This window comes from Streptomyces sp. NBC_01276, from assembly GCF_041435355.1.
Taxonomy (GTDB): domain Bacteria; phylum Actinomycetota; class Actinomycetes; order Streptomycetales; family Streptomycetaceae; genus Streptomyces.
In genome coordinates this window covers 745,612-767,892 of record NZ_CP108442.1, presented here as the reverse complement: position 1 = coordinate 767,892, position 22,281 = coordinate 745,612, and the positions used below count along the sequence as shown (strand labels likewise).

At 72.6% G+C, this 22,281-nt stretch carries 19 protein-coding genes and 1 pseudogene; 6 read left to right on the top strand and 14 right to left on the bottom strand.

Annotated features, from left to right (window positions below):
- Nucleotides 1–164: 164 nt before the first annotated feature.
- Together OG295_RS03105 and OG295_RS03100 are read left to right on the top strand one after the other, a co-directional pair.
- Nucleotides 165–1,208 (top strand): M36 family metallopeptidase, encoded by a 1,044-nt coding sequence (locus tag OG295_RS03105; RefSeq protein WP_371675414.1) that lies wholly within the window; start codon nucleotides 165–167, stop codon nucleotides 1,206–1,208.
- A gap of 199 nt (nucleotides 1,209–1,407) precedes the next feature.
- Nucleotides 1,408–2,982, top strand: coding sequence for a M4 family metallopeptidase (locus OG295_RS03100; protein WP_371675413.1), 1,575 nt, complete (start codon nucleotides 1,408–1,410; stop codon nucleotides 2,980–2,982).
- A gap of 105 nt (nucleotides 2,983–3,087) precedes the next feature.
- Here the strand turns inward: OG295_RS03100 and OG295_RS03095 are convergent, their stop codons facing one another.
- Nucleotides 3,088–3,807 (bottom strand): response regulator, encoded by a 720-nt coding sequence (locus tag OG295_RS03095; RefSeq protein ID WP_371675412.1) that lies wholly within the window; start codon nucleotides 3,805–3,807, stop codon nucleotides 3,088–3,090.
- Nucleotides 3,808–4,079: 272 nt separating this feature from the next.
- On the opposite strand from OG295_RS03095, the gene OG295_RS03090 reads away from it, so the two are divergent.
- Both OG295_RS03090 and OG295_RS03085 read left to right on the top strand, forming a co-directional pair.
- Nucleotides 4,080–4,406 carry an STAS domain-containing protein gene (locus tag OG295_RS03090; protein ID WP_371675411.1) on the top strand — a complete coding sequence of 109 codons (327 nt, stop codon included), beginning with the start codon at nucleotides 4,080–4,082 and terminating at the stop codon, nucleotides 4,404–4,406.
- Nucleotides 4,407–4,462: 56 nt separating this feature from the next.
- Nucleotides 4,463–4,948 carry a pyridoxamine 5'-phosphate oxidase family protein gene (locus OG295_RS03085; RefSeq protein ID WP_371675410.1) on the top strand — a complete coding sequence of 162 codons (486 nt, stop codon included), beginning with the start codon at nucleotides 4,463–4,465 and terminating at the stop codon, nucleotides 4,946–4,948.
- A gap of 16 nt (nucleotides 4,949–4,964) precedes the next feature.
- Here OG295_RS03085 and OG295_RS03080 read toward each other — a convergent pair whose 3' ends face one another.
- Nucleotides 4,965–6,653 carry a GAF domain-containing protein gene (locus tag OG295_RS03080; RefSeq protein ID WP_371675409.1) on the bottom strand — a complete coding sequence of 563 codons (1,689 nt, stop codon included), beginning with the start codon at nucleotides 6,651–6,653 and terminating at the stop codon, nucleotides 4,965–4,967.
- A 180-nt stretch (nucleotides 6,654–6,833) separates the two neighbouring features.
- Between OG295_RS03080 and ppk2 the strand changes: the two genes are divergently transcribed.
- The gene (ppk2, locus tag OG295_RS03075) at nucleotides 6,834–7,628 is read left to right on the top strand and encodes a polyphosphate kinase 2 (protein ID WP_371675408.1); all 795 of its coding nucleotides are present in this window, start codon (nucleotides 6,834–6,836) and stop codon (nucleotides 7,626–7,628) included.
- A gap of 23 nt (nucleotides 7,629–7,651) precedes the next feature.
- Here ppk2 and OG295_RS03070 read toward each other — a convergent pair whose 3' ends face one another.
- The 6 genes from OG295_RS03070 to OG295_RS03045 form a co-directional block, all read right to left on the bottom strand.
- Nucleotides 7,652–8,269, bottom strand: a complete 618-nt coding sequence (locus tag OG295_RS03070) for a class I SAM-dependent methyltransferase (RefSeq protein ID WP_371675407.1) — start codon at nucleotides 8,267–8,269, stop codon at nucleotides 7,652–7,654.
- A 9-nt stretch (nucleotides 8,270–8,278) separates the two neighbouring features.
- Nucleotides 8,279–9,442 (bottom strand): S8 family serine peptidase, encoded by a 1,164-nt coding sequence (locus tag OG295_RS03065; protein ID WP_371675406.1) that lies wholly within the window; start codon nucleotides 9,440–9,442, stop codon nucleotides 8,279–8,281.
- 202 nt (nucleotides 9,443–9,644) lie between these two features.
- Nucleotides 9,645–11,279, bottom strand: coding sequence for an isovaleryl-CoA dehydrogenase (locus OG295_RS03060; protein ID WP_371675405.1), 1,635 nt, complete (start codon nucleotides 11,277–11,279; stop codon nucleotides 9,645–9,647).
- Nucleotides 11,263–11,877, bottom strand: coding sequence for a TetR/AcrR family transcriptional regulator (locus OG295_RS03055; protein WP_371675404.1), 615 nt, complete (start codon nucleotides 11,875–11,877; stop codon nucleotides 11,263–11,265). Before OG295_RS03055 ends, OG295_RS03060 begins: the two co-directional genes overlap by 17 nt.
- A gap of 88 nt (nucleotides 11,878–11,965) precedes the next feature.
- The gene (locus tag OG295_RS03050; protein WP_371675403.1) at nucleotides 11,966–12,958 is read right to left on the bottom strand and encodes a hypothetical protein; all 993 of its coding nucleotides are present in this window, start codon (nucleotides 12,956–12,958) and stop codon (nucleotides 11,966–11,968) included.
- A gap of 219 nt (nucleotides 12,959–13,177) precedes the next feature.
- Nucleotides 13,178–13,555: a darcynin family protein gene (locus OG295_RS03045; RefSeq protein WP_371675402.1), complete on the bottom strand. Its 378-nt coding sequence runs from the start codon at nucleotides 13,553–13,555 to the stop codon at nucleotides 13,178–13,180.
- Between the two features lie 78 nt (nucleotides 13,556–13,633).
- Between OG295_RS03045 and OG295_RS03040 the strand changes: the two genes are divergently transcribed.
- The gene (locus tag OG295_RS03040; protein WP_371675401.1) at nucleotides 13,634–14,353 is read left to right on the top strand and encodes a TetR/AcrR family transcriptional regulator; all 720 of its coding nucleotides are present in this window, start codon (nucleotides 13,634–13,636) and stop codon (nucleotides 14,351–14,353) included.
- A gap of 47 nt (nucleotides 14,354–14,400) precedes the next feature.
- Here OG295_RS03040 and OG295_RS03035 read toward each other — a convergent pair whose 3' ends face one another.
- From OG295_RS03035 to OG295_RS03010, 6 genes and pseudogenes are all read right to left on the bottom strand, one after another.
- On the bottom strand, nucleotides 14,401–14,991 hold the full coding sequence (locus OG295_RS03035) for a TetR/AcrR family transcriptional regulator (RefSeq protein WP_371675400.1): 591 nt from the start codon (nucleotides 14,989–14,991) through the stop codon (nucleotides 14,401–14,403).
- 179 nt (nucleotides 14,992–15,170) lie between these two features.
- Nucleotides 15,171–16,019, bottom strand: coding sequence for an NmrA family NAD(P)-binding protein (locus OG295_RS03030; RefSeq protein ID WP_371675399.1), 849 nt, complete (start codon nucleotides 16,017–16,019; stop codon nucleotides 15,171–15,173).
- Nucleotides 16,016–16,441: a nuclear transport factor 2 family protein gene (locus tag OG295_RS03025; protein ID WP_371675398.1), complete on the bottom strand. Its 426-nt coding sequence runs from the start codon at nucleotides 16,439–16,441 to the stop codon at nucleotides 16,016–16,018. Before OG295_RS03025 ends, OG295_RS03030 begins: the two co-directional genes overlap by 4 nt.
- Before the next feature lie 685 nt (nucleotides 16,442–17,126).
- Nucleotides 17,127–17,927 (bottom strand): annotated as a pseudogene (gene xdhC, locus OG295_RS03020) (xanthine dehydrogenase accessory protein XdhC); the annotation flags it as partial.
- 1 nt (nucleotide 17,928) lies between these two features.
- Nucleotides 17,929–20,328, bottom strand: coding sequence for a xanthine dehydrogenase molybdopterin binding subunit (gene xdhB / locus OG295_RS03015; protein WP_371675397.1), 2,400 nt, complete (start codon nucleotides 20,326–20,328; stop codon nucleotides 17,929–17,931).
- Nucleotides 20,325–21,800 carry a xanthine dehydrogenase small subunit gene (locus OG295_RS03010; RefSeq protein WP_371675396.1) on the bottom strand — a complete coding sequence of 492 codons (1,476 nt, stop codon included), beginning with the start codon at nucleotides 21,798–21,800 and terminating at the stop codon, nucleotides 20,325–20,327. Before OG295_RS03010 ends, xdhB begins: the two co-directional genes overlap by 4 nt.
- Nucleotides 21,801–22,281 lie beyond the last annotated feature (481 nt).

Genomic DNA, 22,281 nt, shown 5'->3' with positions numbered 1-22,281 from the left:
GGCGGTTGGCGGTGGCGGTGGCGGTGGCGGCGGCGGTGGTGACGGTGCGGACGGATTGCCCGGCGCAAGGCCTGGTCAAAGCGGGGCCGGTTGGGCGAGGATCGCGTCCGCACCGTTGCGCCGACGAATCTCCGGCACATCACATCCATCACAGGAGGATGTTCATGCCCCGCCGTTCCCCTCGCGGCCTGACCGCGGCGGCCACCGCCGCCGTGGCCCTGTTCACCCTGGCCGGCCCGGCCTCGGCGACCGGGTCCGCCCCCGCCGCCTCCCTGCCCCAGGGGCGCATCTTCATGGTCAACCCCGTGCAGTCCTCGGGCGATCAGACCCTCGTCGACGCCAAGGACGCCGCGGACGCCGTGCCCGCCTCGGCCTACACCACGGCCGCCCTGCACAACCTGGACGGCAGCGGCGGGCTGTCCGGGAAGTGGGCGTACGTCCGGTCGGAGACCGGCGCCCCCGCGACGGTAGCCGACGCCGCCCGGTACGACCGCGCGGACGACGGGTTCGGCCAGGTCATGGCCTACTTCTGGGTCAACGAGGCGCAGGAGTACCTGCAGGGCCTCGGCTTCGGGAGCGAGTTGCCCGGGGCCAACGACCGGGCGCAGCCGGTCCGTATCAACCAGTACGGCGCCGACAACTCCTTCTTCACGGACAAGAAGGCCGAGATCCGTTTCGGGAAGGGCGGCGTCGACGACGCCGAGGACGCCGAGGTCATAGTCCACGAGTACGGGCACGCCGTGCACAACGCACAGGTACCCGGCTTCGGCACATCCCCGGAGGCCGGCGCGATCGGCGAGGCCTTCGGCGACTACCTGGCCGTCGAGGTCGGCGCCCACGCGGACGCCGTCCGCGGCTGGCCGAGCAAGACGGACCCGGCGTGCGTCGCCGACTGGGACTCGACGTCCTACAGCACCGCCCCGCACTGCCTGCGCCGGATCGACGGGACCAAGGTCTACGCGGACAGGGTGGGCGAGGTCCACGCCGACGGTGAGATCTGGTCCCGTGCCCTCTTCGACATCCGGGGCGCCCTGGGGTCCCGCACCGCCGACCGCGTCATCGTGAACGCGCAGTTCGGCTTCGCGCCCGGCACGAGCTTCCAGGACGCGGCGCTGACGACGGTCGCGACAGCTCAGCGCATGTACGGCGGAACCGCGGCGGACGCCGTCCGCGCAGCGTTCAAGGCCCGTCAGATCCCGGGCATGTGACGGACGTCCGCTCGGCCCCGGGCTCAACTGCCCGGGGCCAAGCGGAATGTTCCCTTTTTGACCGTTGAGCGGACATGAAAGTCCTCTCTCCGGATAACAACAGGTCAAATACTTGTTGCATACCTGTCAAACACTCCCTCCTTCCTGGCAGTCTCACAGCCGCCCCCACGGCAACGAAGGAGAACGAGTGCCCCACCACATGTCCTCATCCCCCACCGCCCGCAGCCGGACCCGAGCCCTGCGCACCGCCGCCGTCGTCGCGTCCGCGGCGATGGTCGCGATCTCCGTTCAGAGCGGGTCCGCCAGCGCGGCCGCCGAGCGCGAAGCGGGAGCCACGGCCCTCGCGCTGCCGGCCTCGGCGCGCACCCAGGCGATAGCCGACGCGCAGACCGGAGCGGCGGGTACCGCGCGTGCCATCGGCCTGTCCGACCAGGAAGGCCTCGTCGCCCGCGATGTGATCAAGGATGGCGACGGCACGGTCCACACCCGCTACGAGCGGACCTACGGCGGACTGCCCGTCCTCGGCGGCGATCTGGTCGTCCATCAGAAGAAGGACGGCAGCCGGAAGACCACCAAGGGCACCGAGGCGCGCATTGCCCCGTCCGCGGCCCGCACCCTGAAGGCCGCGCCCGCCGGCGCCCGTCAGGTGGTCTGGGCCGCGACCGGCACGCCGGTCTTCGCCTACGAGGCCGTCGTCACCGGCACGCAGCCCGACGGCACCCCCAGTGAGCGCCACGTCATCACCGACGCCGCCACCGGCGCCGAGATCTACTCGTACGAGGCCATCGACACCGGTACCGGCACCAGCGAGTACTCCGGCCCCGTCGCGCTCGGCACCAGCCCGAGCGGGTCGGCCTACAGCCTGACCGACGGGGCCCGCGGCGGCCACAAGACCTACGACCTGAACGGCGCGACGTCCACCGCGACCGGCACCCTCTTCACCGACGCGGACGACGCGTGGGGCGACGGCTCGCCGGCGAACCGTCAGACGGCCGCGGTCGACGCCCACTACGGCGCCGCCGTCACCTGGGACTTCTACCGGTCCGAGCTCGGCCGCAACGGCATCGCCGGTGACGGCAAGGCCGCGTACTCCCGTGTCCACTACGGAAACGCCTATGTCAACGCCTTCTGGGACGACAGCTGCTTCTGCATGACCTACGGCGACGGCGCGGGCAACCTCAAGCCGCTCACCTCACTGGACGTCGCCGGCCACGAGATGAGCCACGGCCTGACCGCCGCCACCGCCAAGCTGAACTACAGCCGCGAGTCCGGCGGCCTCAACGAGGCCACCAGCGACATCTTCGGCACCTCCGTGGAGTTCTTCGCGAACAACTCCTCCGACGTCGGTGACTACCTCATCGGCGAGAAGATCGACATCCGGGGCGACGGCACGCCGCTGCGCTACATGGACAAGCCCAGCAAGGACGGAGCCTCCGCCGACTACTGGTCGAAGACCGTCGGGCGGCTCGACGTCCACAACTCCTCCGGCGTCGCGAACCACTTCTTCTACCTGCTCTCCGAGGGCAGTGGTGCCAAGACGGTCAACGGGGTGTCCTACAACTCGCCCACCTACGACGGTTCCACCGTCACGGGGATCGGCCGGACCAAGGCCTACAAGATCTGGTACAAGGCGCTCTCGACCTACATGACGTCGACCACCAACTACGCGGGGGCCCGCACCGCGACCCTGCAGGCGACGGCCGACCTGTACGGCTCGACCGGCACCGAGTACCAGCAGGTGGCGGCCGCGTGGAAGGCCGTGAACGTCAAGTGACGCGCTGACGCCCGCCCGAACGGCCGTCAGGGGCCCGCTCCCCGGGAGGGGGACGGGCCCCTGACGCGCGTGCCGGCCCGGGAGGGACAGGGCCTACTCCGGGGCCTACTCCGGGGTCGGGGCCGGGGCGGAGGCCGGGTGCCGGCCGGGCGGGGTCAGGGCGTGGCTGGCGATCACGGCGGCCTGGACGCGCCGCTCCACCCCCAGCTTGACGAACAGCCGAGAGATGATGTTCTTGACGGTCTTCTCCGCGAGGTAGAGCCGCTTGCCGATCTCCCGGTTGGTGAGTCCCTCGCTGACCATGAGGAGGATCTCCTTCTCCCGGTCCGTGAAGCCGGGCAGCCCCGGGACCCGCTCCTCTTCGGGCACGTCCCCCCGCATGCGCGCCATCAGCCGTGTGGTGGCCCCGGGATCGAGCATCGACTGGCCGGCGGCCACCGTCCGGACGGCGGTCACCAGGTCGGTGCCGGTGATCTGCTTCAGGACGTACCCGGAGGCCCCCGCCATCACGGCGTCCAGCAGCGCGTCCTCGTCGTCGAACGACGTGAGCATCAGACAGGCGAGCTCGGGCATCCGCGAGCGCAGTTCACGGCACACGCTCACCCCGTCGCCGTCCTGGAGCCGTACGTCCAGGATCGCGACCCGGGGACGCAGCGCCGGAACGCGGACCAGTGCCTGTTCCGCCGTGCCCGCTTCGCCGACCACGGTCAGGTCGGGCTCGGCGTCCAGCAGGTCGTGCACTCCCCGGCGGACGACCTCGTGGTCGTCGAGCAGGAAGACGCGGATGGGCTCCGTCGCGGGGGAGGGGGCACTGCTGCCGGTCATGAAGCAACTCCTTCGCATGGGTTCGTCCCGGACGCACGGACACCGGCATCCTGCCCGTCGGACGGGCCGGACGGCCAGGGCCGATCGGCCCTCATCGGCCCGGGGCCCGGGGCCCCGGACGACGGGCCCCGGCCCGGCCCTCCGGAAAAGGGACCTTCGGCCCTGCCCCGAGGGCCTGCCGGGCCTTTCCGGGCGCGGGTGGCACCGGATGGACTGACGGGGTACGGGGAACGGCGCGACTCCACGGAGCCGCAGGCAGCGCGGAGGACGTCATGACGACCGCCTTGATCGACCTGAAGACCGTGGCCCGGGACGACCGCGGTCTGCGGATGTCCCTGGCCGGAGAGCTCGACTTCTACACGGCCGGGCACGTGGGGCCACGCCTGCGCGAACTCGCCGCGTCCGGCCACCGGAACATCGTCCTGGACCTGTGCGGCCTCTCCTTCTGCGACAGCGCGGGCATCGACCTCCTGACCCGTCTCGACCGCCACTGCCGTACGGCGGGAACGCGGCTCCTCCTGTGCGACGTCCCACCCCTGGTGGTCAAGTCGATGCGGGTGCTCGCCGCCGACCACGACCTGAAGTTCGTCGTCTCGTGATCGCGGAGCCGGTCGGAGCGGGAAGGGCCGAGCGGGAACGGACGAAGGCGCCCGTCATGGATCGGGAAGGCATGCGCCGGCCCGCCGGCCGGACCGCCGGTACCACGGCCGCCCGGCACATGCGGGAGCTGGACAGGGCGGAGGCCCTCGGGCTCCTCGCCACGGTGTCGCTGGGACGCATCGTCTTCACGCGGCACGCGCTGCCCGCCGTTCGAGCGGTGAACCACCTCGTCGAGGGCGAGGACGTCATCGTCCGGATCCACGAAGGCGGGGCACTGGCCTCCCTCGCGGAACCCGCCGCCGCCCCCGGCGTGGTGGTGGCCTACGAGGCGGACGTCATCGATCCCGACACGCATCTCGGCTGGAGCGTGGTCGTCACCGGCTACGCGCGACCGGTGGCCGACGCCGAGCGGTACGCGGACCTGCTGCGCCCCTGGGTGGGACGGCCGATGACCGGCGCCCTGCGGATCCGCCCGGATCTCGTCACGGGCTTCCGCCTGGAGGCCGCACCGCCGCCACCCGCCCTGATGGTCCGCCGCTGACCCGGTGCCGCCTTCCTCAGCCGCTGCCGGGAAGCGGCGCCCGCCACACCAGCCTGCTGCCGCCCTCCTCGGGAGTCTCCACGGTGAAGGTCCCGCCCGAGCTCCGTGCCCGCTCGTCGAGGTTGCGCAGCCCGCTCCTGCGACCCTGCGCGGGAATGCCCGTGCCGTTGTCCGAGACGGTCAGTACGATCTCGCCCCGTCCGGCCTTGAGGGTCACGCCGACCCGGGTCGCCCGCGCGTGGCGGGCCGCGTTGCTGAGGAGCTCGCCCAGCGCCGCCACCACGTGATCGGCGATCTGTACGGGTACGTCGGTGTCGAGGAGCCCCTCCATGCTCAGGCGAGGGGGATGGCCCAGGGAGGTCGCCGCGTCGCCGACGGCCCGGGCGGCGCGGGCCCGCAGCCCGGGGCCGCTCTCGCGGTCCTTGGTGCGGAGCCCGAAGATCGTCGAGCGGATGATCTTGATGGTCTCGTCCAGGTCGTCGACCGCCCGGCCGACCCGCTCGGCAGCCCCTTCGTGCTCCACCAGCCGGGCGGCGCTCTGCAGGGTCATGCCGGTGGCGAAGAGCCGCTGGATGGCCAGATCGTGCAGGTCGCGGGCGATCCGGTCGCGTTCCTCCAGCAGTGCTATCTGCTCGGCGTCCCGACGCCGTTCCGCCAGCTCCAGAGCGATCGCCGCCTGACCCGCGAAGGCGACGATCGGCTCCAGCTCACCCTCGCCGAACGCCGGATCGCCCGCCGAGCGCGAGAGCAGCAGGACGCCCCGGCTCTCCCCGCCCGCAGTGCCCAACGGCACCGCGACGGCAGGTCCGAGCCCGTCCCGCCCCCGTATCCGGTCCTCGGCCGGGTAGCGCCCGTCGCCCGAGGCCTGCATGGCCGTCACGGGCTTGCCCGCCCGGTGCGCGGCTCCGGAGAGCGTGCCGTCGAAGGGCACGACGAGGCCCTGCCACGCGGCCCTGTCCACGCCGGCGGCGAACTCCACGACCAGACCGTCGACGCCGTCCACCGGCACGGCGATGTTCGCGAGCCGCGCCCCGGTGATCTCCTGGGCGCGGCGGGCGATGAGCTCCAGCACCGCCGGGCGCGAACTGCCGGACAGCAGGCTCTCGGTGATCTCCGCGTTGGCCCTGAGCCACAACTGCTGGCGCTGCGCGCCCTCGTAGAGCCGCGCGTTGTCGATCGCCACGCCCGCCGCCACGGAGAGGGTGGAGATCACGGTCTCGTCCTCGGTGTCGAAGTCGACCCCGCCCCGCTTGTCGGTCAGATAGAGGTTTCCGAACACCTCGTCACGGACCCGGATCGGCACGCCGAGGAACGTGCGCATGGGCGGGTGATGGGCCGGGAACCCGTGCGAGGAGGAGTGCGCTCCGAGATCGGTCAGCCGCAGGGGCTCCGGGTGGTGGATGACCTCGCCGAGCAGGCCGTGACCGGCCGGCAGGGGACCGATGTCGGCGATCTCCGCGTCGGTGAGCCCCACGGTCAGGAACTGGGCGAGCGTGCGGCCGTCGGGGCCGATGACGCCCAGGGCGCCGTACTCGGCGTCGACCAGCAGCGCGGCCGCCTCCACGATGCGCCGGAGCACCTGGGCGAGGTCCAGCTCCCGCCCCACCGACACGACGGCCTCCAACAGGCTGTGCACCCGGTCGCGGGTACCGCGCACCTCGTCGATGCGGACCTGGAGCTCGTCCAGCAGCTCGTCCAGTCGCATCCTGGGTACCTGCGTCAACGGATTCCCCACACCCACTCGTTTCCCCTCCGGCTGCCGCCCGATGCCCCGACCCGCGGCCAGCGTATCGACACGCCGGGGCCCGGGGGACATCGTTGCGCGTGGACGCCGGCCGTGACTGAGTTGATCGAAGTGTCCGACGACGATGGGGAGAGGACGGTAATGGGACTCGGCAAGGCGGTCTACGAGGCCGAACTGCTACGGCTCCAGACGGAGCTGGTCAGGCTCCAGGAATGGGTGCGCGAGGAGGGCGCCCGACTGGTCGTCGTCTTCGAGGGGCGCGACGCGGCGGGCAAGGGCGGCACGATCAAACGTGTCGCCGAACACCTCAACCCCCGCGTGGCACGTATCGCGGCCCTTCCGAAGCCGACGGAGCGGGAGCGCACGCAGTGGTACTTCCAGCGGTACGTGGCGCACCTGCCGGCCGCCGGGGAGATCGTCCTGTTCGACCGCAGCTGGTACAACCGCGCCGGAGTCGAGCACGTCATGGGCTTCTGCACGCCCGCGGAGCACCGGCTCTTCCTGCGGCAGTGTCCGGTCTTCGAGCGGATGCTGGTCGAAGAGGGGATCCTGCTCCGCAAGTACTGGTTCTCCGTCAGCGACACGGTGCAGGAGGAACGGTTCCGCCGCCGGGCGGAGGATCCGTTGCGGCGCTGGAAGCTCTCCCCGATGGACCTGGAGTCGCTCACGCACTGGGAGGCGTACTCGCGGGCCAAGGACGACATGCTGGTCCACACGGACACGGCGGACGCCCCGTGGTACGTGGTCGAGAGCGACGACAAGCGCAGCGCGAGGGTCAACATGATCGCCCACCTGCTGTCCTCGGTCCCCTACGGGGACGTGGTCGTACCCTCGCTCGTGCTGCCGTCCCGGCCCCCGTCGACGGGATACGAGAGGCCGCCCAAGGAGCTCCGGACCGTCGTGCCCGATCACGCGGCCACACTCGGCAAGGAGTGAGCCGCAGCGGGATCCCGGTCCCGTCAGGACTCTTCGTCGTCGCCCTTGGTGAAGGCGAGGTCGCTCCAGTGCACGCCGCCCCGGTCGAGCGGGTCCGCGCTGTCCCCGTGGCGGACGCAGGCCAGCCCCCGGGACCCGGCCAGTGCGATCGTTTCCGCCGCCGTGACCTCGAACATCCGCCGCCCCGCCGGCACCGGGCCGTGCCGGAGCGAGAGGACCAGCAGACCGCCCGGGGCCAGCAGCGCGGCGACGCGGGCCATCGACCGTTCCCGTTCGGGGGCGGTGAGGTGCATCCAGACCGCCGAGATGACGATCAGGTCGTACGGGCCGTGCCGGTCCGTTGCCGTGAGGTCCGGCAGCGCGTCGTCGAGCCAGGTGATCGGGTCGGCGGCGTGGATCCGCCGGGCGTGGGCGCGGAGTTCGTCGGTCGGCTCCACGGCGACCACGGTGTGGCCCAGCGCCGTCAGCGCCGACGCGTCCCGGCCGGTGCCGGCGCCGATGTCGAGGACCCGGGCGCCGGGGGGCGGCAGCAGGTGCAGTACACCCGCGTGCACGTCCTCGAACGTCACGCTCTCGTACTGCTCGGCGAGTGCGTCGGAGGCCTCGGCGTACCCGGAGGTGCTGGTGAGGACGGAGGTCATGGTTCGCTCCTAGAGGGCGGAGGTGTTCAGGAGCCGGTTGGGGGTTCCCGGTGGGACGGCCGTCAGGGCGTCCCGGGTGGCCTGCTGGGTGACCCAGGTGCGCACCTGGGCGGGTGTGGCTCCGGGGTGCGCCGAGAGGTAGAGGGCCACCGCGCCCGTTACGTGCGGGGTGGCCCACGAGGTGGCGGCGGAGTCGCTGGTGGCGGTACCGCTGCCGCCCGCCACCGCGGAGGTGACCTTGTCCCCGGGGGCGTACAGGTCCACGCAGGATCCGTACCCGGAGCCGAAGCCCTCGGTGTCCCGCCAGTGGCGGTCGTCGGCGGTGGAGGCGGCCACGACGATGGCGCCGTGGGCGCCGGCCGGCGAGTGTCCGCAGGCGTCGTCGTTGAAGTTGCCCGCCGCGACGACGACCGGGATCCCGGACTCGACCAGGTGCTGCACGGCGGCGTCGAGCGCCGGCGAGCGGGTCTTGAGGTTGAGGGACATGTTGACCACGGCCGGGCGCCGGGCGTGGGCGGTCACCCACTCGACGGCCTTGATGACGGAGGTCTCGCCCGCCGGCGGGCTGTCCTTGCCCGGCCCGCTGCTGCCGCCCTCTTCGCAGCCGATGGCCTGGACGCGTACGAGTTCGGCCTTGGGGGCGACCCCGTAGGTACGGCCGCCGATGATGCCGGCCACGAACGTGCCGTGGCCCAGTCCGTCCCCGCCGTAGCAGTCGCCCTCGTCCGGGACCCCGATGAAGTCGGCGCCGGGAGTGGCGCGTCCGGTGAACTCGGGCTGCTTGAGGTCCATGCCGGTGTCCAGCACGTAGACGTGGACCCCGCGGCCGTCGGTGCCCGTCGTGAAGCGGCCGTCGAGGGGGCGGGTGCGCTGGTCGAGCCGGTCCAGGTTCCACGGGACACCCGTACGCACGAGGGGGGACCCGCCCGCGTGCCCCGAGGGCGCGGGGCTTCCCGGGGTGGCTCCCGAGGGGTGGGACGTCGGGTGCGGAGCCCCGGACGGGCCGCCGGTGCCCGGCGCGTGGGCGGAGGGGGACGCCTGAGCGGTCCCGGATCCGCCGGTGGGCCGTGCGGGCGCCCCGGAGCCGGGCTCCCCGGACGGGGTGCAGGCCGAGAGTCCCAGTGCCGCCGCCACGGCGGTGACCAGCATCGTGTTGCCGTACGCCCGTCTCATGTCCCGTCCCCGTTCCGTCGCCCGCCGCCGCGCCCCGGCTGCCTGCCGTCAGCGGCCCAGACGTTCCGGGAGGGTGCCCCGGTTGCAGTGGCGAGTCGATTGGATGCACCACGGAAAGGGCGAGGCGAAGTACCACCTCTTCGCCACCGGGAGCTCAAGGCCGAGCCGGCCACCGGCTTCCGGCCCCGGGCCGGCCCCCGGCTCACACGGCGGCCGTCACCGCCCGCGCGAGGACGGCCTCGGTGTCGACTCCCGTCGGGAGGGTGCCGTACGCGCCGCCGTGCTCGCCCCCCAGCCGGGACGCGCAGAAGGCGTCGGCGACCGCGGCCGGGGCGTGCCGCAGCAGCAGCGAGGCCTGGAGGGCCAGGGCCATGGTCTCGGTCAGCTGCCGGGCCCGGTATTCGGCCTCGGCGGGATCGGCGAGCTGCTTGTGGAGCCCGGCCACCGCCGCGTCCAGGTGCCGGTCGGCGCCGGCCGCCCGGCCCACCTCGGCGAAGAAGGCCTCGACGGTCTCCGGCTGGCGCGCCATGGCGCGCAGCGAGTCCAGAGCGGCGACGTTCCCCGAGCCCTCCCAGATGGACGAGAGCGGCGCCTCCCGGTACAGGCGCGGCATGCCCGACTCCTCGACGTAGCCGTTGCCGCCCAGGCATTCGAGGGCTTCGGCGGCGTGCCCGGGGGCGCGCTTGCACACCCAGTACTTCGTCACGGCCAGGCCCAGCCGGCGCAGCAGCGCCTCGTCCGAGTCCCCGCGCGCGACCCGGTCGGTGGCCCCCGCCAGGCGCATGGCGACGGCCGTCGCGGCCTCGGATTCGAGGGCCAGGTCGGCCAGGACGTTGCGCATCAGGGGCTGGTCGATGAGGGCCTTGCCGAACGCCCGCCGGTGGGTGGCGTGGTGGACGGCCCGGATCAGACCGAGCCGCATCCCGGAGGCCCCGCCCAGGACGCAGTCGAGGCGGGTCGTGTTGACCATCTCGATGATGGTCGCGACCCCGCGCCCCTCCTCGCCCACCAGCCAGCCGAACGCCCCGTCGTACTCGATCTCGGAGGAGGCGTTGGAGCGGTTGCCCAGCTTGTCCTTGAGGCGCTGGAGCAGCAGCCGGTTGCGCGTGCCGTCGGGCAGGACCCGGGGCAGCAGGAAACAGGACAGTCCTCCCGGGGCCTGCGCCAGGGTCAGGAAGACGTCCGACATGGGTGCCGAGGTGAACCACTTGTGCCCGGTCAGCCGGTACGTTCCGTCCCCGGCCGGTACGGCGGTCGTGGTGTTGGCGCGGACGTCCGAGCCGCCCTGCTTCTCGGTCATCGACATGCCGGCGATCAGCCCGCGCTTGGTGTCGGGCCGGCGCAGCCCGAAGTCGTACGTGCGGGACGCCAGCAGCGGCTCCAGCCACCCGGCCAGGTCGGGCGCGGCGCGCAGTGCCGGGACGGCGGCGTACGTCATGGAGACCGGACAGGTGTGGCCCGCCTCGACCTGGCTCCAGACGATGAACTTCGCTGCGCGGGCGACGTGCGCGCCCGGTTCGTCCTGAGTCCAGGGGGCCGCGTGCAGCCCGTGCGAGACGGCGGTGCGCATCAGCTCGTGCCAGTACGGGTGGAACTCGACCTCGTCGACCCGGTGGCCGTAGCGGTCGTGGGTGTGCAGGACGGGCTCGTTCTCGTTGGCCAGCCGCCCCCACTCCGCCGCCTGCTCCGAGCCGGCGAGGACGCCGAGGCGGTGCAGCTCCGGCGCGGCCCGGCCGGCTCCCTCGCGGTCGAGGGCCTCCAGCAGGGCCGGGTCCGCGGCGGCGTCGTAACCGTGGTGCGGGGGTACCTGGTTGGTGACCTCATGCGTCTGCGGCATCGTGTCCTCCAAGGGCACGCAGGGTGAAGGTGGTCAGGCCGGGGATGATCTCGCCCGGGGCCGCGTCGCCGTCGGCGAGCGGCCCGACGAGCGCTTCGGCGATCGCCCCGACCAGCGCGGCGGCCGTGAGTTCGGGCGCCTGCGGAGGCAGTTCGCCGACGGCCACGCCCGCGGCGACCTGTCGGGCGAACACGTCGCGGAACGCCCGCCGGAAGACGAGGCGTTCGGTGTCGACGGCCGGATCCGCGGGCTCCGCCAACAGGGCGAAGGCCCGCCGGGGTGCCTGGAGCGCCCGCGAGGCGAAGGTCTCGACGGCCGCGGCCACCCGCTCGGCGGCGGTCCCTGGCCGGTCCGCGGCGGCGGTCACCGCCTCCACCTCCCGTGCCACGAGGGTCCGGAAGAGGGCGGCGGCGAGCTCGGACTTGCCGGAGAACGACTGGTAGACGCTCCCGGTGGAGATACCGGCCTCAGCCGCGATCGCGGCGACGGAGCAGCCGGCGTACCCCTCCCGGGAGAGCAGGCGGACGGCGGCTTCCAGGACCCGGTCGCGGCGGGCGTCGAGGCGGGCCTGCACGGCGGGCGGTCGGCGGTAGGGCATGGGAAGGATTGAAGCAGTGATTCATTGCTTCACGCCAGACCCGGGCGGGAACCGGTTCCGGCGCGGGCCCCGGCCGCGGCCCCTCACGTCATGCGCAGGTGACGGTCACCCGGCCGCTGCCGCCGTTGCCGGAGAAGCCGATGGTGAACCGGCCGTTGGCGGGCGGGGCTTCGGCCCGGCCGCCCAGCGTGATCACCTGTGAGGCGCCGGCGGCGAGGGACCCGCCTTCCTCGCTGACGGTGACCCCGGCGGGCAGCTGCCCGACCGACCAGACGAGGCTGCCGCCACCGCTGTTGCGGACCACCAGGGTGTTCGGCCACTCGCCGTTCGCGCAGTACTCCTGGACTCCGGTCGGACGCAGTGACAGGACCGGCGGGGCGGCCGGGGCGGGTGCGCCGGACTGCTTCGGCGGCTGTGACGTACGGGCCGGCGAGGGGCTGTTGCCGCCGCGGGCGGGCGGGTTGGAGGCGGCGGGCGTCGGTGTGCCCGCCTTCGAGGCGGGGGTGCTCGGGCCGGTGGCGGGAGCGGGGCCGCCGCTGTCGGAGGAGGTCGTGGGGGCGGGGGCGCCGCCGGGCGCGTCGGCCGACGCGGCACCGGAGGGCGTGGCGCCGGAGGGCGTGGCCACCGCCTGGGGCTGGAGGACGGCCGGGTCGTGGCCGAGCCGCTGTCCGACGAAGACCCCGCCCGCGGCGACCACCAGGGCACCGCCGATGATCAGCGCCATGGTCTTCGTCTTCTTCTTGGCTCGCTTCTGACGCGCCTTCTTGTCCGGGTGCTCGGTGCGCCCGCCCTGGACGATGATGCCCTTGCCGATCGAACAGGGGTCGTCCTGCTTGGGGCCGATGGCCCGGGGGTCGTCCTGCTTGGGGCCGATGGCTCGCGGGTCGTCCTGCTTCGGGCCGATCGCCCGCGCCGGGTCGGGCGAGCCGGAAGCCGTGCGGCCTCCCTGGACGATGATGCCGTCCCCGCCCGGGGCCGGGTCGGTGAACCCTCCGCCGACGTCCGGGGCGGTCCCGTGGGACGGGACCGACGCGTCGTTCTCCGGACGCGGCACGTCCGGTCCACCTCTGCCGTCGCTCATGGCGCGAAACCCCCTGGGGTCACATGCTGGCCGGTCGGAACAGGGCCCCGCTGCCACGGACATGGACCGTGACGACGGGCTGCTCCCACTGAGCCAGTTTTCGGCCACCGGGTCCATCCCCGCGACGTGACGACGAGGTCCCGATCCCGTACCGGAGCGGCCGGAGCCGGGCGGGACCGGCCTGCGCGACACGGGCCGCCCCGGCGCGGGCGGGTCCGCTCACGCCGGGGCGGCAGGAGTCGCGGCGGCGGGGGAGAGGGCGTGCTCGTACGCCTGGAAGCCGTCCCGGACCCCGAGGAGGACCTCGCCGAGGACGAGGTGGCCGTCGCTGATGAGGGGGGTGTCGCGCAGGGCCTCGACGAGGAAGTAGTACGCGCCCAGGTCCTCGGTCTCCAGTACGGCGAAGTCGGAGAAGCCGCTGCCGCCGAAGGCCTCGGCGTCGAAGAACCGGGCCGTGATCCGGTCCGCGTGCCGTGCGAAGACCGGCTCGATGTACGTACTGCGCATCCGGTTGCGTTCCTCGCGCGACAGCGCCAGCCAGCGCGGAGTGAGCGTGTAGGTCAGCACGATGCCGTACTTCATGAGTCCCCCGAGCAATTGTTTACAGTGTTAACTCCTGTGGAGAGCTAAAGTGATACCCGTTAACTTTGTCAAGTGGAAGGCGGGCCCGCGCAGATGACGGACATCCCGGGAACGGCCGCGGGCCGACGGCGCCACCGCGTGCGCGAGGAGGCGCTCGCCGATGCGATGCGCATCGCGCGGCGGCTGCTGGTCGAGGAGGGCCCCGAGGCGGTGACCGTGCGCGCCGTCGCCCGTGAGATGGGCCTGACCGCGCCGGGTCTGTACCGCTACTACGCCGGCCACCGGGAGCTGGTCCAGGCCCTGGTCTCACACCTGTACGACGAGCTGGCCGACACCCTGGCCGCGGCGCGCGAGCGGCGGCCCGCCGACGAGCCGGGGCGGCGGCTGCGCGAGGTCTGCGGCGAGCTGCGCCGCTGGGCGCTGGCCCGTCCGCGGGAGTTCGCCCTGCTGTTCGCCAGGCCCGTGGCGGACACCGACACCGCGCCCGGGTCCGCCGCCCACGACCCCGGCTGGCGCTTCGGGGGCGTGGTCCTCGGTCTCATGGTCGAGCTCTGGCGGCGCGGCGCCGTCCGGACTCCCGCCGCTCTGGACCCGGTCTGGGCGGCGCAACTGGAGGAGGTGCGCGAACACCTGGCGGGGGAGCCGGTGCCGCTGGAGGCGATCTACGTCTTCGTCGCCTGCTGGGCACGGCTGTACGGGGCCGTCGCGGTGGAGGTCTTCGGGCACCTCGACTTCGCCCTCACCGACCCCGGGCCGCTCTTCGAGGGCACCGTCGGCGAGATCCTCACCGCGCTGGGCGACCCGTACGCCTGAGGCGACCGGTCCATGGCCGGCCTCGGCGTGACCAGGCCCGGCTCGGTTCACCCCGGTGCGTTCCGGCCGGTGCCGAGGGCGTTGTCGACGTAGGCCGCGAGCGAGGACCGCAGGCGTTCCGGCGTCATCTTCCGTTCGTCGATCAGGTGGGCGACGAGGTCGGCGCGGAGGGCGGCGAGCAGCGCGTGGGCGGTGAAGTCCGGGTCGTGGACGGTGGGCACCCCGTCGAGTTCCGCCCGGAGCATGTCGTGCCACCAGCCGTAGTGGTCGGCCCGGTAGGGGCTGCTGATCCCGGCGTCCTCCGCGGCCGACATCAGGTTCCGGTTCTCGATCTTGAAGCGCAGCGAGGCGTCGAGGAGGTCCAGCACCCGCTGCCGCGGCGCGGACCCGGGCGCGTCCCGTGCTTCGCGCACGTCGCGCTTGAGGGGTTCGAGGCGGGAGGCGATCACGGCACCGATCAGGCCGGCGCGGTCCCCGAAGCGCCGGAAGAGAGTGCCCTTGCCGACGCCCGCGGCCGTGGCGATGTCGTCCATCGACACGCTGTGGGGGCTGCTGCTGGAGGCGAAGAGGGCGTCGGCGGCGGCCAGTACGGCCTCTCGGTTGCGCAGGGCGTCCGCGCGCTCCGGCCGCTGGGTCACGGGTCCTCCTCCTGGTCTGCGGCCCGTCCGGGCCCCTGACCGGTTCATGATGTCCGACGGCCCGTGTGGTGCGGGGCGGGCCGCATCGTGTCGGCGGGCCAGTCGAAGATACGCGCTGTCGCGGGCGGGACGGCGCCCGGGTGTCGGCGGGCGCCGGACCCTTCCTCCTCGGCGGAGCGTCAGCCGCGCGGGGGCACCTCCCTCTCCGCGAAGGCGCGGAAGGTGCCCGGGGGGCGGCCGGTGAGGCGCAGGACGGTGTCCGTGGTGCGGTCCTCGGCGCCGGCCGCGATGGCCCGGTCCATGCCGGCCAGCATGGTGGCGAACTCCAGCGGGATCTCGGCCGCCCAGCGGTCGCGCAACTCCTCGAAGGTCAGGTGGCGGTGCGCGACGGCGCGGCCGGTGACCTGGCTGATGATCGCGGCGACGTCGTCGTGGCTCAGGGCCTCGGGGCCGGTCAGGACCAGGTCGGTGTCGGGGGACCGGGTGTCCGTCAGGGCGCGTACGGCGACTGCGGCGATGTCCTCGGCGTCGACGAACCCGACGCGGCCGTCGCCCGCGGCCGTCCGGATGGCGCCGGATTCGCGGATGCCGCGGGCGTGGGGCGCGTCGCCGGTGAAGTTCTGCATGAACCAGGAGGGCCGCAGGACCGCCCACTGCTCGACCAGGGCGGGCAGTTCCCGGTGGACCTGGCCCACGGCCGGACCGCCGGCGGGGATCGCCGAGGAGCTGAGCAGCACGGCGCGGCGCAGGCCCGTGGAGCCGGCCCGGCGGAGGAACGGCAGCATGACCGCGGCCGGGTCGGAGGAGCCGATGGGCGGGACGAGGTAGGCGCGGCCGATGCCGTCGAGGGCCTCGTCCCAGGTCGAGGGGTCGTTCCAGTCGAAACGGACGGCCCGTGCGCCCTCGACGGGGGTGGCGCCGCGGCCGGCGGCCCTGACCCGGTGGCCCTCGGCGAGGAGCCCGGCGGTGACGCGGCGGCCGGTGGTGCCGGTGGCCCCGATGACCAGGATGTCGTCGCGGTCGTTCATCGGTCCGTCCCCACGAGGCCGAGGCCGGGCCGCGCCACGGCGAGGGGGTTCCAGTAGTCGCGGTAGGAGGTGATGAGGCCGTCCTTCACGGTGACCACGGCGATGTAGGTCATCTCGAAGGGGCTGTCGGTCTTCACCAGGCGGCCGACTCCGCGCATCTCGACCACGATCGTCCCGGGGGTGGTCGTCCGGTGGATCGTCACGTCGGGGAAGTCGTGGAGGTCGATGTGGTCGGGGTAGTCGCGCATGTAGTCCGCGACGGCCCGGCGGCCCTCCAGCCGGACGGGCCACCCCTCGGGTGCGAAGGGGAACTCCATGACGCCGTCCTCGTCCCACAGGGCGACCCAGCCGGAGATGTCCTTCTCCAGGAGCAGGCGCAGGCCGTGGCGGTAGAGGTCGGCGGGTTCCGTGGGGTCGGTCACGATCGGGCCTTCCGTTCTGCTCGGAGCCTCGGCGATCGCGGGCGGTCCCCCGCACCGCTCGCCGAACGCAAACGGACCAGCGGTCCGCATGAAGAGAGTATGCGGACCGCTAGTCCGTTTTGCAAGCGGAGGTCCGGCCCGGCCGCCCCGGGGCGGGGGGCTTGGCACCGGGCCCTGACGCGCCGCTGACGGGACGGCTACGCGATGTTGGCGCGTCCCCCGCCCGCTCCTCGCGCCTGCGCGCGTGCTGGCGACCATCGTGCTCGTGCTGCTGACCCTCTTCGGCGCGCACGGCGGCATCATGGCCCTCTCGCTTCTCTCCCGCCGCCGCCCCCACGTCCACGCCGGCTGACGTCGGGAATCCGGAAGGGCCCGGAGTCCCGACGCCGGCCGCGTCCGCCGGCCCGTGTCACACGCGGCCGCGGGCCGGGCGCCGCGGGCGCGTCCGGACTTCCGGTTCGAGGTGTCTGAGGAACGGCGCCGTGTCCTCAAGGGCCGCCGTGGCCCGCTGGTCCGCCGACGGAGTCCCGTCCGCCGGGGCGTCGAGCGCCGGAAGGCCGGCCCGGGCCGCGAAGGACGGCACGGGCGGTGAGGCCGGCACGGACGGTGCGGGCGAAGCCGCCGCCGTGTCCGGCCGCCCCTGCCCGCTCGGGTTCGCATCCGCCTCCGGCACCGCCCGACGGCGGTCCGCCTCAAAGGTCAGGAGCAGGTCCGCCGCGACGCTCACCGCGATCGTGGCGGGTTCCTTGCCGGTGATCGCGGTCAGTCCGATCGGGGTCTTGATCCTGTCGATGGTGGCGGCGTCGTGACCGCCCTCGGTGGACAGGCGCTGCCGGAACCGCGTCCATTTGGCGGACGAGCCGATCAGCCCGATCGAGCCGAGGCCGGGCGTGCGCAGAGCGGCGTCGCACAGGGCCGCGTCCTCGGCGTGATCGTGCGTCATGATCAGGACGTGGGTGCCGGGCGGCAGCTCCGCGAGCACCTCTTCCGGAAGGAGGGGCGTGTGGCGCACGTGGACCTGCGCCATCGCGTCCCCCAGCACGCCGAGCCGCTCGTCGGTGAGCATGTCGGCGCGGCTGTCGACCAGGTACAGATCGAGGTTCTGGCGGGCGAGGATGCGCGCCAGCTCCAGTCCGACGTGCCCGACGCCGAAGACCGCCACCGCCTGGACCACCGGCAGTGGTTCGAGCAGTACGGTCACGGCCCCGCCGCAGCATTGCACGCCGTGGCGGCCGGTGACCTTGTCGTTCAGGGCGAACTCCATCAGCTCCGGCTCCGGGTCGGGCGCGCCGTTCAGCTCGCGCGCCCGGTCGATGGCGACGGCCTCGATGTTGCCGCCGCCGATCGAACCCCAGGTGTCGGTGAGTCCCACGACGAGTTTGGCACCGGCCCGGCGGGGCGCGTGGCCGCGCACGGTCGCGACGGTCACGAGCACGCCGGGTTCCCGGCGAGCCCGCAACCGCGCGACCGCGGCCACCCACGTCATGTCAGGCATTGCTCAAAACGCTTGCGTCGGCGGGGACCTCGCTGCCGTCGGGCGCGTGACCCTCGTGCAGCGCGCCGCCCTTGCGGGCCGCTTCGATCGCCCAGTACACCGCCTCCGGCGTCGCCGGAGCGCCGAGTTCCACGCTCGCTCCGGCGGGCCCGAACTCCGCTGCGGCCTGCCGCAGCGCCTCGCGCACCGCGAACGCCAGCATCAGCGGAGGCTCGCCCACCGCCTTGGACCCGTAGACCGCGCCCTCCTCGGTGGCGTTCTCCATCAGCCGGACGTTGAACTCCTCGGGCATCTCCGAGAAGCTCGGCAGCTTGTAGGTGCTCGCCGCCTGTGTCAGCAGCCGGCCACGGTTCGGACCGTCACTGGTGTCCCAGCGCATGTCCTCCAGCGTGAGCCAGCCCGCGCCCTGCACGAAGCCGCCCTCGACCTGACCGATGTCGATCAGCGGGGAGAGGCTGTCGCCGACGTCGTGCACGATGTCCACGCGCCGCATCTTGTACTTGCCGGTGAAGCCGTCCACCTCGACCTCGCACGCGGCGACGCCGTAGGAGAAGTACTTGAACGGGGAGCCCTGGAAGGCCTTCGCGTCCCAGTGCAGACCCTCGGTCCGGTAGAAGCCGGACGCCGACAGCTGGACCCGCTGGAAGTAGGCGGTGCGCACCAGGTCGTCCCAGGCCAGCTCCTTGTCGCTGCCGAGGATCCGTGCCACGCCCTCGACGATGCGCACGTCCGAGGCGTTCCCGCCCAGCTGGGTGCCGGCGACCTGCAGCAGCCGCCCGCGGATCTGCTCGCAGGCGTTCTTCACCGCGGCGCCGTTGAGGTCCGCCCCGGAACTGGCCGCGGTGGCCGAGGTGTTGGGCACCTTGTCCGTGCGCGTCGGAGCCAGCCGCACCTTGTGCAGCGGGATGCCCAGCGTGGTCGCGGCCACCTGCAGCATCTTGGTGTGCAGGCCCTGTCCCATCTCGGTGCCGCCGTGGTTGATCAGGACGGAGCCGTCCTTGTAGACCAGCACCAGTGCGCCGGCCTGGTTGAAGGCGGTGAGGTTGAACGAGATGCCGAACTTGATCCCGGTGAGCGCGAGCGCCCGCTTGGTGTGCGGGTGCGCGGCGTTGAAGGCCGCGATCTCACGCTTGCGGTCGGCGACGGCCGCGTCGTCCTGGACCTGCCGCCAGATGGTGGAGATCCGTTCCGGCTGGGGGACCGGCTGACCGTACGGCGTCGAGTGGCCCTGCCGGTAGAAGTTGCGCTCGCGCAGCTCCATCGGGTCCAGGCCGAGCAGCGGCGCGCACCGGCCGAGGATGTCCTCGATCACCAGCATGCCCTGGGGTCCGCCGAAGCCGCGGAAGGCGGTGTTGGACGTCTTGTTGGTCTTGGCGATGCGACCGGCGACGCGGGCGTTGGGGATCCAGTACGTGTTGTCGATGTGGCACAGCGCGCGGGCCACCACCGGCTCGGACAGGTCCAGGCTCCAGCCGCCGTCGGCGGTCAGGGTGGCGTCCAGGGCCTGGATGTGGCCGTCGGCGTCGAAGCCGATCTTCCAGGTGGCGTGGAAGCCGTGGCGCTTGCCGGACATCGTCAGGTCCTGGGTCCGGTTGAGCCGCACCCGCACCGGCCGCCCGGTCAGCTTCGCGCCGAGGGCGGCGATGGCCGCGAACCCGTGCGGCTGCATCTCCTTGCCGCCGAAGCCGCCGCCCATCCGCAGGCACTGCACGGTCACTTCGTGACTGTGCAGGCCGAGGACGTGCGCGACGATCTCCTGCGTCTCCGAGGGGTGCTGGGTGCTGCTCTGGATGAACAACTGCCCGGCCTCGTCGACGTGGGCCAGCGCCGCGTGCGTCTCCAGGTAGAAGTGTTCCTGGTCGGAGAACTGGAACTCACCCGTGAACACGTGCGCGGAATCGGCGAAGCCGGCGTCGATGTCTCCGGCCACCATCAGCGGCCGGGCGCCGTGGAAGCTCTCGGCCGCGATCGCGTCCTGCAGCGTGATCAGGGACGGCTGTTCGTCGAGTTCGACCTCGACGGCCGCCGCACCGAGCCGGGCCGCCTCCAGGGTCTCGCCGAGCACCCAGGCGACCGCGTGGCCGTGGAACATGACCGTGTCGGGGAACAGCGGCTCGTCGTGCTTGATGCCGGCGTCGTTGACACCGGGCACGTCCGCCTCGGTCAGCACGCGGACCACACCGGGTACGGCCAGCGCGGGCTCGGTGCGCAGCGCGGTGATCCGGCCGTGGGTCTTCATGACCTGGACCGGGTAGGCGTGCAGCACGTCCTTGGTGCGGTGCACCAGGTCGTCCGTGTAGAGAGCGGTGCCGGTGACGTGCAGGGTGGCGCTCTCGTGCGGCATGGAAACGCCGACGACAGGCTTTTCGGGGATCTCGGACAAATGGCTCACGACGACACCGCCTCGGTGGTTTCTGCGTACAGCTTCAGCAGGCTCTGGCCGAGCATCGCGGAGCGGTAGCCCGCGCTTGCGCGGTGATCGCTCATCGGGGTGCCCTGGGCCTTCAGCACCTCGGCCGCGGCCTCGACGGTCTCCGCCGTCCACGGCTCGCCCTCCAGGAGGGCCTCGGTGGCGAGGGCGCGGATCGGGGTGGCGGCGACGCCGCCCAGGCCGATGCGCGCCTTGCGGACGATTCCGTCCTCGATGTCGAGGGAGAAGGCGACCGCCACGCTGGAGATGTCGTCGAAGCGCCGCTTGGCGATCTTGTGGAACGCCGTGACCGGCGACAGCGGCAGCGGGACGCGCACCGCGCGGATCAGCTCGCCGGGACGGCGCACGCTCTGCCGGTAGCCGGTGAAGTAGTCCGCCAGCGGGACCTCGCGCTCGCCGTCGGCGTCGGCGAGTACCAGTGACGCCTCCAGCGCGAGCAGCACCGGCGGGCTGTCGCCGATGGGGGAACCGGTACCCAGGTTGCCGCCGAAGGTCGCGCTGTTGCGGATGAGCCGCGACGCGAACTGCGGGAACAGTTCCGCCAGCAGCGGGACGCTGCCGTCGAGGCGGCGCTCGATCTCGGTGAGCGTCAGTGCCGCTCCGATCTCGATGTGGTCGGATTCGACCCGCAGCTCACGGAGCTCGGGGAGCCGGTCGACCGCGACCACGCAGTCCGCCCGTCGGGAGCGGATGTTCACCTCCACGCCCCAGTCGGTGCTTCCGGAGACCACGACCGCCTCGGGCCGGTCGCGCAGCAGTCGCGCGGCTTCGGCCAGGGTGCCCGGCCGCAGGAACACGCTGTCGTCCTGCTCGTACTCGGTGGCCGCGGGCTCCGGCGGGGCCTGGTCGCGGCGCTGCGCCAGGACGTCGTCCTCGGCGGGCGAGCCGACGGCGAAGGCGGCGTCGCGGATCGGACGGTAACCGGTGCAGCGGCACAGGTTCCCGCTCAGGGAGTGCAGATCGAAACCGTTCGGACCGTGCTCGGCGTCGGCCTCGGCCTCGGCCGCGTCAGAGGATTCCGCGTGCGCGCAGCGGTCCGGCCGGTAGTACTCGGAGGCCATGCTGCAGATGAATCCCGGCGTGCAGTAACCGCACTGGGAGCCGCCGCGGACGGCCATCTCCTCCTGCACGGGGTGCAGGGCGGTCGGCGTGCCCGATTCGTCGACGGTGGCGAGGCCCTCGGAGGTGATGACCTCCTGGCCGTCGAGCGACGCGACCGGGACCAGGCAGGCGTTGACCGCCACCCAGTCGGTGGGCTTGTTCACCCCGGGACGGGCCACCAGGACCGAACAGGCGCCGCATTCACCCTCGGCGCAGCCTTCCTTGGTTCCGGTCAGGCCGCGATCGCGCAGGAAATCCAGCACCGTGGTGTGGGGTGCGGCCGGTGCGATGGGGGTTTCTTTTCCGTTGACCGTAATGCGCGCCGCTACCATGGCACGTCCCCATTTCGGCGCGCGATTGACCTGACTATCCTAGTCGCCATTTCATGAGCTTTCTATTTCAGTGGCGCAGCTCGAAAAACCCGGAGCGCAGCAGAGCAGCACGCACGACGTGCCGTAAAGGGTGAAAAGAGGTGGAGAGATCCGGGGCCGCGATCGGGCACGCCGGGAGGGGGGCTGTTCAGCAGCCGTGTGCTACACGACCGGGAGCCCAGGCGACCTGGTGAGCGGGGCGAGGCGCTGCGGAGATGGTGGACATCCGACTTCGCCTCCTTCCGGTTGCTCACGAGTCGCTGCGCTCGAATTTACGACGCCGTAGGTTCATCGGTCAAGCCTGACGTGGGTCGATTCCATGAAGGAAGACCACTTCCGGCCCCGGGTTTTCGTACGCGCAACCAGTCGTGTCCACACCCGCACCGTTGGTTGACTGCCTTCCCCACCCCGGAGCAGGTGGTGGAGGCGTCCCCGGGCGTCC